This window comes from Streptosporangium album (genome assembly GCF_014203795.1).
Classification (GTDB): domain Bacteria; phylum Actinomycetota; class Actinomycetes; order Streptosporangiales; family Streptosporangiaceae; genus Streptosporangium; species Streptosporangium album.
The window spans coordinates 928,544-942,230 of sequence record NZ_JACHJU010000001.1 but is presented as its reverse complement, the minus strand read 5'-3'; the positions used below and the strand labels follow the sequence as shown (position 1 = coordinate 942,230).

Annotated in this window: 11 protein-coding genes; 8 read left to right on the top strand and 3 right to left on the bottom strand. The window is 70.3% G+C overall.

Translation table 11 applies throughout. The annotated features are described in order from the left end of the window. Positions 1-25: 25 nt before the first annotated feature. Positions 26-1,543: a glycerol kinase GlpK gene (gene glpK, locus FHR32_RS04380; protein ID WP_184753112.1), complete on the top strand. Its 1,518-nt coding sequence runs from the start codon at positions 26-28 to the stop codon at positions 1,541-1,543. A 31-nt stretch (positions 1,544-1,574) separates the two neighbouring features. Here glpK and nhaA read toward each other — a convergent pair whose 3' ends face one another. The 3 genes from nhaA to FHR32_RS04365 form a co-directional block, all read right to left on the bottom strand. Next, the gene (gene nhaA / locus FHR32_RS04375; protein ID WP_184753111.1) at positions 1,575-3,470 is read right to left on the bottom strand and encodes a Na+/H+ antiporter NhaA; all 1,896 of its coding nucleotides are present in this window, start codon (positions 3,468-3,470) and stop codon (positions 1,575-1,577) included. Positions 3,471-3,539: 69 nt separating this feature from the next. Beyond that, entirely contained in the window at positions 3,540-4,751 is a 1,212-nt protein-coding gene (locus FHR32_RS04370) for a cytochrome P450 (RefSeq protein WP_184753110.1), read from the bottom strand. 147 nt (positions 4,752-4,898) lie between these two features. Beyond that, on the bottom strand, positions 4,899-5,303 hold the full coding sequence (locus tag FHR32_RS04365) for a MarR family winged helix-turn-helix transcriptional regulator (RefSeq protein ID WP_221465258.1): 405 nt from the start codon (positions 5,301-5,303) through the stop codon (positions 4,899-4,901). A 47-nt stretch (positions 5,304-5,350) separates the two neighbouring features. On the opposite strand from FHR32_RS04365, the gene FHR32_RS04360 reads away from it, so the two are divergent. The 7 genes from FHR32_RS04360 (at position 5,351) to FHR32_RS04330 (ending at position 13,674) form a co-directional block, all read left to right on the top strand. Continuing rightward, positions 5,351-6,346: an NADP-dependent oxidoreductase gene (locus FHR32_RS04360; RefSeq protein WP_184753108.1), complete on the top strand. Its 996-nt coding sequence runs from the start codon at positions 5,351-5,353 to the stop codon at positions 6,344-6,346. A 143-nt stretch (positions 6,347-6,489) separates the two neighbouring features. After that, the gene (locus FHR32_RS04355; protein WP_184753107.1) at positions 6,490-7,947 is read left to right on the top strand and encodes a serine/threonine-protein kinase; all 1,458 of its coding nucleotides are present in this window, start codon (positions 6,490-6,492) and stop codon (positions 7,945-7,947) included. Between the two features lie 140 nt (positions 7,948-8,087). Beyond that, the gene (locus tag FHR32_RS04350) at positions 8,088-8,771 is read left to right on the top strand and encodes a sulfotransferase family protein (protein ID WP_184753106.1); all 684 of its coding nucleotides are present in this window, start codon (positions 8,088-8,090) and stop codon (positions 8,769-8,771) included. Positions 8,772-9,039: 268 nt separating this feature from the next. Beyond that, positions 9,040-9,570 (top strand): EF-hand domain-containing protein, encoded by a 531-nt coding sequence (locus FHR32_RS04345; RefSeq protein WP_184753105.1) that lies wholly within the window; start codon positions 9,040-9,042, stop codon positions 9,568-9,570. A gap of 141 nt (positions 9,571-9,711) precedes the next feature. Then, positions 9,712-10,809, top strand: coding sequence for a pyridoxal phosphate-dependent aminotransferase (locus FHR32_RS04340; RefSeq protein ID WP_184753104.1), 1,098 nt, complete (start codon positions 9,712-9,714; stop codon positions 10,807-10,809). Between the two features lie 19 nt (positions 10,810-10,828). Then, a complete protein-coding gene (locus FHR32_RS04335) occupies positions 10,829-11,914 on the top strand; it encodes a cupin domain-containing protein (protein ID WP_184753103.1) in 1,086 nt (361 codons plus the stop codon). 5 nt (positions 11,915-11,919) lie between these two features. Further along, a complete protein-coding gene (locus tag FHR32_RS04330) occupies positions 11,920-13,674 on the top strand; it encodes a pyridoxal phosphate-dependent decarboxylase family protein (protein WP_184753102.1) in 1,755 nt (584 codons plus the stop codon). Positions 13,675-13,687: the final 13 nt, after the last annotated feature.

Here is a 13,687-nt window from a genome sequence, read left to right as displayed (position 1 = left end):
GACCCATGTTTGAAGGAGAGCACCCATGCCTGACTTCGTCGGAGCCGTCGACCAGGGAACCACGAGCACCCGCTTCATGATCTTCGACCACGGTGGCAACGAGATCGCCTGCCACCAGCTCGAACACGAGCAGATCCTGCCGCGGGCCGGCTGGGTCGAGCACAACCCCACGGAGATCTGGGAGCGCACCCGCGCGGTGATCGAGACGACGCTGAACAGGGCGAACCTGTCGGCGTCCGACCTCGCCGCGCTCGGCGTCACCAACCAGCGCGAGACGGCCGTGGTCTGGAACCGGATCACCGGCCGCCCCTACTACAACGCCATCGTCTGGCAGGACACCCGGACCGACCGGATCGCGGCGGCGCTGGACCGCGACGGGAGGGGGGACGTCATCAGGCGGAAGGCCGGTCTGCCGCCGGCCACCTACTTCTCAGGCGGCAAGATCCAGTGGATCCTGGAGAACGTCGACGGGGTCCGCCAGGCGGCCGAGGCCGGTGAGGCGATATTCGGCAACACCGACACGTGGCTGCTGTGGAACCTCACCGGCGGCCTGGACGGCGGTGTGCACGTCACCGACCCGACCAATGCCAGCCGGACGATGCTCATGGACCTGGAGACGCTCGACTGGGACGACGAACTGCTGTCCTTCTTCACCATCCCCCGGCAGATGCTGCCCGAGATCCAGCCCTCCTCCAACCCCGGCTTCTACGGCCTGACCAGAAGCAACGGTCCGTTGCGGGGTGAGGTGCCGCTCTCGGGTGATCTCGGTGACCAGCAGGCGGCCACGGTGGGGCAGGTGTGTTTCGAGGTGGGGGAGGCCAAGAACACCTACGGCACGGGGAACTTCCTGTTGCTGAACACCGGGCATGAGCTGGTGCGGTCGAAGAACGGGCTGCTGACCACGGTCTGTTACCAGTTCGGGGCGGATCGGCCGGTGTACGCGCTGGAGGGGTCGATCGCGGTGACCGGTTCGGCGGTGCAGTGGTTGCGGGATCAGCTGGGGATCATCTCGGGGGCGTCGGAGAGTGAGGCGCTGGCCCGGCAGGTGGCCGACAACGGCGGGGTGTACTTCGTGCCGGCCTTCTCGGGGCTGTTCGCGCCGTACTGGCGATCGGACGCGCGGGGGGCGATCGTGGGGCTGTCGCGGTTCAACACCAACGCGCATATCGCGCGGGCCACGTTGGAGGCGATCTGTTACCAGAGCCGGGATGTGGTCGAGGCGATGCGGCAGGATTCGGGGGTGGCGCTGGATGTGCTGCGGGTCGACGGCGGGGTCACGGCCAACGAGCTGTGCATGCAGATCCAGGCCGATGTGCTGGGGGTGCCGGTGTCCAAGCCGGTGGTGGCCGAGACCACGGCGCTGGGGGCGGCCTACGCGGCGGGGCTGGCGGTCGGGTTCTGGAAGTCGACGGAGGAGTTGAAGCAGAACTGGAACGAGGACCGGCGCTGGCAGCCGCAGTGGTCCGACGAGCAGCGGGCCGAGGGGTACGCCGGTTGGAAGAAGGCCGTCGACCGGACCCTCGACTGGGTCGACGTCGGCTGAGGAGGAAAAGGGGGCGCGCGGTCCCGCGAGGTCACGACCATGACTTCAGGGCCGCGCGCGCCCGGGCGGCCCGGGCGGCCGACGTGAGGGTGGCGATGTCGTAGGCCCCGTGGTGCCGCCGCCCGTTGATGAAGAACGTCGGTGTCCCGGACACACCGCTCAGATCGGCGGAGTCGACGTCCTCGGCGATCCGGGCGGCTCCGGCGCCGTCGCGCAGGTCGTCGTGGAACCGGTCGACGTCGAGCCCGAGCTCCTCGGCGTAGCCGATCAGATCGCCGACCCGGAGAGCGCCCTGGTGGTCGAGCAGGAGGTCGTGCATCTCCCAGAACGACCCCTGCTCGGCCGCCGCCTCCGTCGCCTCCGCCGCGAGCTGGGCATAGGGATGGACGTCGTGCAGCGGCAGGTGCCTCCACACGTAGCGGACGTCGCCGAGGTCGGCGAGCAGCTCACGGATGACCGACTCCGCCTGGCCGCAGTAGAGGCACTCGAAGTCCCCGTACTCGACCACGGTCACCGGCGCTTCCCGCGGACCGCGCAGGTGGTCGCGGTCCGGATCGACGGGGGCGGCAAGGTCGATGATGCTCTCGGCGGTGCCCAGCAGCGCCCGGATCCGGCGTCGCTTGGGGAGCAGCGCGGTCACCCGGTAGACGATCCAGGTCATGAGGGGCGCGCAGAGCGCCGCCGTGAGGATGCCGAACTTCGCCTGCTCCAGCTGTGGGCCGCTGAAGGCGAGAGTGGCGATCAGCAGGGACACGGTGAAGCCGATGCCGGCGATCGTGCCGGTGGCGGTGACGGCGGCCCAGCCGACGGGCGGGCGGATGCGGCCGCGGCTCAGCCACGTGACGAGCAGGGAGGAACCGATGATCCCGATCGGCTTGCCCGCGATGTAGGCCAGCAGGATCCCCAGGGTGATCGGTGAGGTGAGAGCCCGCGCCAGGAACTCGCCACTGATCGTTATCCCCGCGTTCGAGAGCGCGAAGAGCGGCACGATGAGATAGCTCACCCAGGGGTGGTAGAGCTGCTGCAGACGCTCGTTCGGTGAGATCGTCGAGGCCAGCCCCATACTGGCCGAACGTGCGAGCTGCGGCGTCGGCTGCTCGCGGAAGAGCCGGAAGAGATCCGTCGCGCGTTCGAGATCGCCGCGCGCGGCCGGGGACGCGTAGGTCAGCAGCCCCATGGCCAGGCCGATGACGATGGGCTCGACGCCGGACTTGAGGAGCGCCACCCACGCCGCGGCTCCGAGCAGCGCGTAGGGGAGCCCGCGGAGCACGCCGGCCGCGCGGATGAGCAGGATCAGGCAGAAAATCCCGGCCCCGGCCAGCAGCGCCCCCAGCCTGACCTGCTCGCTGTAGAAGATCGTGATGACCCCGAGCGCGACGAGGTCGTCGACCACGGTGATCGTGAGCAGGTAGGTCCGCAGCCGTGCCGGGAAGCGGGACCCGAACAGTGCGAGCATGCCGAGCGCGAACGCCGTGTCCGTCGACATCGCCGCGCCCCAGCCGTGCGCGGAGGGGCGGCCCGCGTTCATGCCGAGGTAGATCGCGACGGGCACGATCATCCCGCCGAGGCCTGCGGCGAGTGGCAGCACGAGCCGCCGCCGGTCCCGTAGCTCTCCCATGTCGAACTCGCGGCGCGCCTCCAGCCCGACGACGAAGAAGAAGAACGTCATCAGCCCGCTGTTGACCCACTGACGCAGGCCCAGGGAGACGCCGAAACCGTCGGCGGTGACGGACAGCGGCGTCCCCCAGACGGCGTCGTACGACGACGGGCCGAGGTTCGCCCAGGCGAGAGCGGCCAGTGTCGCGATGAGCAGGGCTACGGCACTGCTGGTCTCGGTACGGAGGAACGCGCGCAGCGGCGTCTTGAGACTGTGCGCCGAGGTGGTCCGTTCACAGGACGCACCACCGGCTTCCCCGGGTTCTGCCACTCCTGACGTTATCTCCTCTTCGGGACGATCCGGCTCTGACGCGGCCGCGCGTCCCGCGGGGTCTCTCGGCTACCAGGTGATCGGGATGCGGGTGAAGCCCCCGGTGAGGGAGGCCTCACGCTCCACCAGCTCCTCGGCGGGCACGGCGAGCGCCAGGTCCGGGAAGCGGCGGAACAGGGTGCCGAACACCGTCCGGAGTTCCACCCGGGCCAGGCTCGCCCCGATGCAGTAGCGGCCCGCGTAGCCGAACCCGAGATGTGGATCGCCGAGGGGGCGGCCGATGTCGAAACGTTCGGGCTCGGGGAACGCCCGCTCGTCGCGGTTGGCCGCCGCGGTGGAGATCAGCACCGCCTCGCCGCGCCTGATCGTCACACCGCCGATGCTCACGTCCTCGTGGGCGTACCGGGGCAGGCCGTGGTCACCCGGCGCGGCCATGCGCAGGATCTCCTCCACCGCCGCGCCCGCCAGCGACGGGTCGGCGCGCAGGGCGTCACGCTGCGCCGGATTGGTGAGCAGCAGCAGCGTGCCGTAGTCGATCTGGTTGGCCGTCGTCTCGTGCCCGGCGAACAGCAGCCCGGCGGCGAGCATGGCGATCTCCTCGTCGGGCGCCTCCATGGTGGCCAGGTCGGAGAACACGTCCTCGGCAGGCTCCGCCCGCTTGCCGACCAGGAGGGCGCGGGTGTAGTCGGTCAGCCCGTCCATCGCCGTCCCGGCCCGCTCCGGATCGCTCAGATCCGTGATCGCGTCGGCCAGCTTCCTGAAGTGCGCGCGATCGCCGTACGGCACGCCGAGCAGCTCGCAGATCACCAGCACCGGCAGCGGCAGGGAGAGCTCCTGGCGCAGGTCCGCCGGCCGTGGCAGCTCCGCCATCCGGTCCAGCAGGTCGTCGACGAGCTGCTGGACGTGGGGTTCCATCGCGGTCATCCGGCGGGCGGAGAAGGCCGGTACGAGCATCCGGCGCATCCGGTCGTGATTGGCCTTCTCGGTCGCGATGTCGCCGCGCGGGCCGCCGATCAGGACCGAGTCGGAGATCCGGGCGGCCCGTTCCGGGAAGGGTGCCGAACGGCCGAGACGGTGGTCGGCGAAGGCCTGCCTGGCCTCCTCGTAGCCGGAGACCAGCCAGGCGACGTCACCCACCCGGGTCCGGACCCGGGTCACCGGCCTGGCGGCCCGCAGCGCGCGGTACGCCTCCGGCACCCGGAGCGGGCTGTCCCGTACGAATGGCAGTTTCGGCAGGTCATCGTGGGTGTGGTCGCTGGATCCGGTGGTGTGGTCGTCCATGGCCGGGAAAGCACCCCCAAGGCTTGTCGGCAAGGCCATCTTCGAACGTGTCACCTACGGGCGCATTCGGCAAGACGCCACGGCCCCGGCTTCTTTTCCTCCCGGGCGCCGGTCCGGCTGCCGCCCGCTGATCCCGCCGGGCGCCGATCAGGCGATCATCCTCCGCAGGAGATCACGGAGCTGGACCCGCTCGGCCTCGTTCAGGGCGCCGAGCGGGGCGGCGGCGAATCCGAGCGAGCCGCGGAGATCGTCGACCACCTGCCTTCCCCGGTCGGTCGGCGTGATGTTCTTCACCCTGCGGTCGGTGGGGCTCGGCTCGCGCCGCACCAGCCCGCGTCTCTCCAGCCGGTCCACGATCCCGGTGACGTTCGACGGATCGCAGTTGAAGGTGCTCGCGATCCGCCGCATGGGCAGGGACTCGGCGGCCACCAGCATCAGTGCCTTCGCCTGCAGGGCCGTCAGCCGATGCCGTACGGCGGCCCGTTCGTACTCCGCGTTGTAGCGCGCCGTGATCTCTCCGATCAGGGCCACCACGTCACTTGTCACGGTCATACTCATGATTATAGTTTATGTACGTCAACTATTGATTGAGGTAAACCATGCCGCGTCAGATCACCCTCGCGTCGCGCCCCTCCGGCTGGCCGACCGCCGACAACTTCGCGCTCACCGAGACGGAACTCCCCGCTCTCCGCAACGGCCAGATCCTGGTCCGCAACCTCTTCATGTCGGTGGATCCGTACATGCGGGGCCGGATGAACGACGTGAAGTCCTACGTACCGCCGTTCCAGCTCGGCGAACCCCTCGACGGCGGCGCGATCGGCGAGGTCGTCGAGTCGCTCTCACCCGACCTGCGCAAGGGTGACCTCGTCCTGCACGGCCTCGGCTGGCGCGACCAGGCCGTCCTCGACGCCGCCCACGCCCGCAGGCTCGACCCGATCGAGGGCATGTCCCCCTCGGCCTACCTCGGCGTGCTCGGCATGCCCGCCCTCACCGCCTACGCGGGGCTGCTCGACGTCGCGTCCTTCAAGGCCGGCGACGCGGTGTTCGTCTCGGGTGCCGCGGGTGCGGTGGGCAGCTTCGCCGGCCAGATCGCCAAGCTGAAGGGCGCCTCCCACGTCATCGGCAGCGCGGGCTCCGACGAGAAGGTCGCCCACCTGCGGGAGATCGGCTTCGACGCCGCCTTCAACTACAAGAAAGGCCCGGTCGCCGAGCAGCTCCGCCAGGCGGCCCCCGACGGCATCGACGTCTACTTCGACAACGTCGGCGCCGACCATCTCGAAGCCGCGATCGGCTCGCTCAACCTGGGTGGCAGGGTCGCCATCTGCGGCGCGATCGCGGTCTACAACTCCACCGAGCCCACTCCCGCACCGCGCAACCTCGCCCTGGTCATCGGCAAGCGGCTCACCCTGCGCGGGTTCATCGTGACCGACCACTCCGCCCGGATGCCCGACATGGTCACCGAGATGGGCGGCTGGCTGCGCGAGGGCAAGCTCTCCTTCTCGGAGACGGTGGTCGACGGGCTGGAGAACGCCCCGCAGGCCTTCCTCGGGCTGCTGCGCGGCGAGAACACCGGCAAAATGATCGTCCGCCTCTAGGCGCACCGCGGGCGGCGGTGCGCGCCGGAACGGGTGGCCTCAGCCGGACGGCCCGCCGTACCGGCATGTGCGGTGGTCACCTGCGAGATGAGCGCGCTCTGGTTAGAGTTCTCATCAAACACTCCATACCCCCCGGAGAGCACATGCCGGACGCCCAACCTCTGGAGCCAGGTGATCCCGTACGGCTCGGTGCCCACCGCATCACCGGCAGGATCGGGGAAGGAGGGCAGGGCCTCGTCTACCTGGGGGAATCGGACTCCGGTGACCTCGTGGCGATCAAGCTCCTGCACGCCCGGCTCGGCCAGGATCCGGTCGCCCGTGACGACTTCGCGCGGGAGCTGGAGGTGGCCAAGCGGGTCGCCCGTTTCTGCACGGCACAGGTCCTGGACTTCGGCATGTCGGGCAGCCGCCCCTACATCGTGAGCGAGTACGTCCCGGGGCCCTCGCTCCAGCAGTTGGTGACCACGGAAGGCCCCCGCCGGGACAGTGCCCTGGAACGTCTGGCCATCGGCATGGCCACCGCCCTGGTCGCCCTGCACCACGCCGGGATCGTCCACCGGGACCTCAAGCCGCAGAACGTGCTGATCGGCCCGGACGGTCCACGGGTCATCGACTTCGGCATCGCCCGCGCCCTCGCCGGGACCAGCACGATGACCAGCAAGGTCGTGGGCACACCCGCCTACATGGCGCCGGAGCAGCTGTCCGCCGGCGAGCTCGGCCTCGCGCTGGACGTGTTCGCCTGGGCGTCCACCGTCGCCTTCGCGGCCACCGGCCGCCCGCCGTTCGGCAACGACGCCATCCCCGCAATCATCAACAGGATCCTGAACCTCGATCCCCTCCTCGACGGGATCGAGGCCCCGCTGCGGGATCTTCTCGCCGAATGCCTCTCCAAGGACCCGCGCCGGCGGCCGTCGGCACAGCAGATCCTCGACCGCCTGGTACGCGGAAGGGGAGGGGCCCCGCACGCCCCGCAGTCCCATGCCGCCCCGCTCCCCGGCGGTGCCGGGGGAGACGACGCTCTGCGGCTGCCGTCCCGGACGGGGGAGGCGGGCGCGTCGGGCAGGGAGACCACTCCCGGCGCGGCGGACGGTGCCCCGGCTCCGGGCGCGCCGAAGCGGCGGAGGGGGACGCGGGCGATGGTCGTCTCCGTCTCCGTCGCCGCGGTCGTCGTGGGAGGCATCGCGCTCCGCACCGCCCTGGTGCCCACCGGCGGGGCGTCCGCGTCGAGGACCGGCAGCCCGCAGGCCTCCCAGGTCTCCGCGACCACCACGGAACTGCCGGAGAAGCCGGCCGGCCACACCACACCTCGGCCGACCGTGGTCGAGCCCTCGACCGGCGATCCGTCGCCCACGCCGTCCCCGGCCCGGCTCGTCGAAGTCGGTCCCGGGAACTTCACGGCGTACTGCGTTTCACTCGGCTGGGAGTGGGTGGAGTATCGGGAGACTCCCAAGCCGGGCGCCTACTGCGTCATCCGCAAGGGCGACAAGACCATGTATCTGTCCCAGAGCCGGCGTGACGCCGGCTGCCGCTGGCGGTACAAGCAGCCCGGTGTCTTCCACCGTTTCAAGAACAAGTCCAACTACTGCTACCGCTACCGCTGACGGAGCCCGATCCGGGCGGGTTCTCCGCCCCGGGGCGGCAGTCCGCCCGACCGTCATCGAGAAACCTTGCCGGTGCCCGCCGTCAGTGGAACATTGCTGGTGTAGACATTCAGCAGTTCCCGATCGAAATGGTGGGAATAATGCGGGTCATCGGGGCGGGCTTCGGCCGTACGGGAACGCTCTCACTCAAGAGCGCGCTGGAGCGGCTCGGCTTCGGGCCGTGCCACCACATGATGGAGGTGATGGCACGGCCGGAACAGGTCCGCCGGTGGACCGCCATGGCGGAGGGGCGGCCGGTGGACTGGGACGACCTTCTGGGCGGCTACGACTCCTGTGTGGACTGGCCGTCCGCCGCCTACTGGCGCGAGCTGGCCGAGCACTACCCCGAGGCGAAGGTCCTCCTCACCGTGCGGGACCCCGAGCGCTGGCTGGCCAGCATGAACGCCACGATCCTCAAGCAGCGCGACCGTGGCGCCAGGTTCCCCGGCAGTGTGATGTACCGGCTCTCGGCCCTGCTGGACACCGACTTCGCCGCGTTCGTCAAGATGACCGGCCTGACCGTCGACGGCCGGTCCCTCGGCGGTGGCGGCAGTGATCCCGACCGCCTGCTGAAGGCGTTCCGGTCGCACATCGAGGAGGTCACGACGGTGATCCCGCCCGAACGGCTGCTCGTGTACGAGGTCAGCCAGGGCTGGGAGCCGCTCTGCGCGTTCCTCGGCGTGCCGGTGCCCGACGAGCCCTTCCCGAGGGTCAACGACAGCGCCGAGTTCGCGAAGAACGCCCGGGGGAAGATCGTCCCCATGCTCCTGCGGCGCAGCCGGTAGGCGGCCACGCCCGGACCGGCGCCGTCTGACCGCTTCCGGCGACCGGCGGGCTTGCTGCGGATCTTGGTGCGGTACGTGTCCCGGAAAGAGTTGACGTGCGATTTCCCGCCAAGGTCCGGCTTTGGATGATCTTTGATCATGCGCCGAATGAGAGTCGATCGCATGGGAAATTCCTCGCTTGACCTGCAGAAACGGGCTGGCCGAGGGCGATCGCACACGTCTCCGTGAAGTGCGGCCTCAGGGCGCTGCCCACGCGCGAGGGAGAGAAATGAAAACAGAAGTCAAGGGCCGCAAGCTTGCCAGGCACTTCGAACTCCTCGATTTCGACGGAGACGGGTTCATCGAGCAGGCCGACATCAGGATGTTCGCCCAGCGGATCTGCGAGGCCGCGGGGGTGGAGCCGAGCTCCCGCGAGAGCCAGAAGGTCCTCAAGGAGGGGGACAAGCTATGGCACGCGCTGCAGGACTCCCTGGACCACGATGGTGACCAGCGGGTCAGCCGGCAGGAGTTCATCGGCCTGGCGGAGTCCGACAGCGTCATGGCGCAGGCCATCCAGCTCGGCATGGCGGCGTTCGACGTCATCGACATCGACGGGGACGGCCGTATCAGCCGGGACGAGTGGACCACGCTGGACAAGAGGATCGGTGTCCCCGCGGCCGACAGCCGGGAGGGGTTCAGCCGTCTGGACATCGACATGGACGGCTTCGTGACCAGGGCCGAGTTCGCCAAGGGGGTCGAGGAGTTCTACCGGAGTTCGGACGTGGCCGCCCCTGGGAACCTGGCCTTCGGGAAGTTCTGAGAGTCCGCGCGACCGGTGATCCTGAGGGCCGTCCGGCGCTCTCAGTGACAGGAGCTCATCCGTTCAGAGGCTCTGGCGATCGGGCCAGCTCCGCTCCTCAGAGCCTCTCCGCGCCCCGAACAGCCGTCAGAGGAGAAACACATGCGGGTCGGAGCCGGGAACCGTGTCCGGGAAGCGGTCCGGGAGCTGGGACCGGCCGGACCGTCCGGTCCACGCCCGGAGAGCCGGGGACTGATCAACCTGCGCTCCAACGAGAATCCCTTCGGGGGGGCGTACCGCCGTTATCCCGACAACGATCTGGGTGTGCTCGCCCGCCGTTACCTCGCCGCGCTGGACGCGGTCGAGCCGCCGCCCCAGCCCGCTCCCTACCGGGGGTGGGACGGCGAGAACGTCCTCATGACCCGGGGCGCGGTGGACGCCCTCGACCTCGTCCTGCGGACCTTCTTCGAGCCGGGAGCCGACGCGGTCGCCGTCACCCCGCCGAACTTCGGGTTCTTCGACAGGCTCGCGGCGATACACGGCATAGCCCGGTGCCCGGTGCCGCTGGGCGGGGAGCGCTTCGACCGTCTTGACGTCGAGCGTCTGGTCTCCCTGCCCGTCAGGGGCGTCCTGCTCTGCGACCCCAACAATCCGTCGAGCACCCGCCTGGACGCGGGGGACCTCGACCGCCTGCTGGATCGCTTCGAAGGACTTGTGATCATCGACGAGACGTACGTGGAGTTCGACACGCGCGCCTCCCACCGGCACCGGGTGGGAGCCCACCCCAACCTCATCGTGCTGCGCTCGCTGTCGAAGGGGTTCGGGATGGCGGGCCTGCGGCTCGGCGCCATCCTGGCGGATCCCGTCGTCGTCGCGGCCATAGGAGAGGTCCGCCCGCCGTTCGCCGTCCCCGTCCCGGTGATCGAGCGGGCACTGGACGAGCTGGCCGATCCGTCCGTCCTGCGCCGCCGTATCGAATCCTTCGTCGAGGAACGCGGCCGGCTGGTGGCGGCCCTGTCCCGGTGCCCGCGGGTGATCAGGGTCTTCGGGGACGCGGGCTTCGTCACCGTCGAGGTCGGGGACCTCACCGGCGCGGCGGCCGCCCTGCGGCACGCGCGGATCGACGCGGTGATCAACCCCGAGGGCTGGCAGCGGCGCATCCGCGTCTCCGTGGGATCCCGGCACGAGAACGCCCAGCTGATCGCGGCGCTGAGCGCGGAGCCCGGCCACGCTCCGCCCGCGCCGATCCTCACTCAATGATTTGGACAAGGACCGCACCATGACTGATCAGACCATCACGATCGAACCTCCGTCGCTCACCCCCGTCGTGACCGTCGCCCGCGCCGACATCCGCGCCATCCCCTCCGTCGAGGTGGGAGGGGAGACCCACTGGCTCGGGGAGCACCGTGACTTCCGGCGCCACGACGCCCTCGCCCGGTTCCTGCCGGAACACGGCCGGTTCTCGCTCGCCTGGGTACGGCTGTGCGACGGCGAGCGGCTGGACGTCCACCAGCACCCGACCAAGTCGATGATCCTCGTCTGCAAGGGCTCGGTGCGGCTGGTCGGCGATCTGGAGGAGTCCCTCGGCGAGGGCGACGTGGTGTGCGTCCCGCCGGGGGCACGGCACGGTTTCCACACCGGGCCCGGCGAGGACTTCCAGGGACTTTCTGTGCAGTTCGAGGGGGCGGGGCTGTACGAGAACGAGAACGCGCCCCGGGTGCGCTTCGCCGAGGTGGTCTCGGACTCGATGGCCGGACTGGAGCGGCTCAACGACTCCAGGCTCCGCCGCTTCGCCGAGCATCCGCTGTTCGCGCTCTTCGACAGCGGAAGGATGCACCGCGAACCTGTGCTGCGTGACCGGTTCGTCTCCGTGCTCTATGTCTGGTCGGTCTTCTTCCAGAGGATGCTCTACGCCCGGCAGTCGGTATGCACGGACCCGTCGCTCCGGGAGATCTACGCGGACCATCTGCGGGACGAGTTCGGCCATGACCGGTTGCTGCGGGACCGCCATGCCGTGTCGGCGAATGTCTACGATCCGATCCTGGAGGCGGCCGGCAACTGGTTCGTCATGCAGATGCACAGCACTGACGAGGCCGCGAAGATCGTGATCGTGCACATGGTCGTGGAGTCCAGCTGCCACGTGTTCGGCGAGAGGACCAGGTCGGCCTTCCAGGACGGTCCCGCCGCCGAGACCTCGTACTTCGACGTCCACGCCGAGGTCGACGGGGACCACAGGGACATCGGGCGCGACCACCTCCGCACGCTGCCTCCGGCGCGCTTCCCGCAGCTGTCCAGGACGTGCGAGGAGGCGTGGGACCAGCTCGAACTCGTCTTCGACCGGATGGCGGCGCTGACCAGGTCGTAGCGGGAGTGACCGGGGCTCCCGGGGCGGGCCTGTTCCCCGGCCCCGGAAACCGCGCCGCGTTCATGGAAATGCTCCGTGAACTCGTCGGCGACTACTACGACTGGCACGGGTCGTGTGTGGACGCGGCCGGTCCGCCCGCGGACGTGGGTGACTCCGGACCCGGCATCGGCGAGGTCCGGAGCCTGATCCGGGAGCTGTCCGGGCGCCTGGCGCGCGAGTCGACGCCGTGGCCGTCGCCGCTGTACCTCGCCCACATGACCCCCGACACCCCGATCGCGGTGAGTCTCGCCTACCTGTGCGCCATGCTCTACAACCCCAACAACGTCACGTCCGAGGCGTCACCGGTCACCACCCGGCTCGAACACGAGGTCGGCGACGACCTGTGCCGTCTGGTGGGCTACCACCCGGATCGCGGGTGGGCCCACCTGTCGTCCGGCGGGCATGCGGCGAACTACGAGGCCATATGGATCGCGCGTAACCTGCGCAGCCTCCCCGCGGCCGTCGCCGATGACCCGCGGACGCGTGACCTCGTGGCGGGCATCCCGCCTGCGAGGTTGGTGAACCTGCCGGTGGACGGGGTCCTGGACCTCGTGGACGCCCTGACCGGCAGGGGGGTGCCGGCGCGTGTCGGCCGGCTCTCCGGCGAGACCCGCCGGCGCGGCACGCAGGGGGCGGGGAAGCTGCTGCTGGCCGCGAACGCCCACTACGCCTGGGACAAGTGCGCCGACCTGCTCGGGTTCGATCCCGGTGACGTCGAGGTCGTCGGGCTGGACCGCGACCACCGCATCGACCTGCCCGCCCTGCGGCGGCGCGTCTGCGACCTGCTGGAACGCGGCCGGCCCATCGTGGCCGTCGTCGCGACGCTCGGCAGCACGGGGGAGGGCAGCGTCGACGACCTGCGCGGTGTCGTACGGCTGCGCGACTGGTGCGAACGGCGCTACGGCGCGTCTTTCTACCTGCACGTCGACGCCGCGTTCGGCGGCTACTGCCGTGCCGTCTGCCTCGACGGGGACGGCGCGATGCTGCCGTACGAGGACGTGGCCGCCGCCTCCTCCTCCGCGCGGGTGAAGCCCGAGGTCTACGAGGCGTTCCGGGCCCTTCCCCTCGCCGACTCGGTGACCGTGGACCCGCACAAGGGCGGCCATGTCCCCTACCCGGCGGGAGGGCTGGTCCTGCGCGACAGGCGGGCGGCCGCCGTGATCGCCGGCCGTTCGGCGTACTTCGCCCAGGAGTGGGACGGCCGGCCGGCGTTCGGCACCCACACACTGGAGGGCGCCCGGCCGGGGGCCGCGGCCGCGGCGGTCTGGGCGGCACACCGGACGATCGGCCTGCACGCCGGCGGGTACGGGCGGTTGCTGGGCGGCTGCATCGCCACCGCGCGGCGGCTGCACCGGCGTTTCACGGAGGCCGACCCGCCCGGCGCGCGGAGCCAGGGGCTCCGGCTGGTCAGCAGCTACGACCCCGACCTGAACATCCTCAACCTCTCGGTCGCGCAGCCGGGAGGGCGCACCGGGGGAGACCCGGTCGGCCGCCTGCTGGAACGGCTCCGGGCCGAGGTCGCCGCCGCTCCGATGACGAGCCTGTGGGTCTCGGGCAACACCCTCGCCCGGCCTGAAGGGGCGGGCGGGACCGAGCGGGTCCTGCGCCTGTGCGTGATGAAGCATCTGGATCCGGTGGTCGTCGACCACGTGTGCCGGACGCTGCGACTGGCGGCCGGAGACCACCCGTCCGCGGTGGCGGACCGGAACGCCAGGGTCTGACCGCACGTCCGGT

What these genes read in the sequence shown, in the direction of transcription:
- glpK (WP_184753112.1), top strand. Translation starts at nt 26, where the DNA reads ATGCCTGACTTCGTCGGAGCCGTCGACCAGGGAACCACGAGCACCCGC.
- FHR32_RS04370 (WP_184753110.1), bottom strand. Translation starts at nt 4,751, where the DNA reads ATGGACGACCACACCACCGGATCCAGCGACCACACCCACGATGACCTG.
- FHR32_RS04365 (WP_221465258.1), bottom strand. Translation starts at nt 5,303, where the DNA reads ATGACCGTGACAAGTGACGTGGTGGCCCTGATCGGAGAGATCACGGCG.
- FHR32_RS04360 (WP_184753108.1), top strand. Translation starts at nt 5,351, where the DNA reads ATGCCGCGTCAGATCACCCTCGCGTCGCGCCCCTCCGGCTGGCCGACC.
- FHR32_RS04355 (WP_184753107.1), top strand. Translation starts at nt 6,490, where the DNA reads ATGCCGGACGCCCAACCTCTGGAGCCAGGTGATCCCGTACGGCTCGGT.
- FHR32_RS04350 (WP_184753106.1), top strand. Translation starts at nt 8,088, where the DNA reads ATGCGGGTCATCGGGGCGGGCTTCGGCCGTACGGGAACGCTCTCACTC.
- FHR32_RS04345 (WP_184753105.1), top strand. Translation starts at nt 9,040, where the DNA reads ATGAAAACAGAAGTCAAGGGCCGCAAGCTTGCCAGGCACTTCGAACTC.
- FHR32_RS04340 (WP_184753104.1), top strand. Translation starts at nt 9,712, where the DNA reads ATGCGGGTCGGAGCCGGGAACCGTGTCCGGGAAGCGGTCCGGGAGCTG.
- FHR32_RS04335 (WP_184753103.1), top strand. Translation starts at nt 10,829, where the DNA reads ATGACTGATCAGACCATCACGATCGAACCTCCGTCGCTCACCCCCGTC.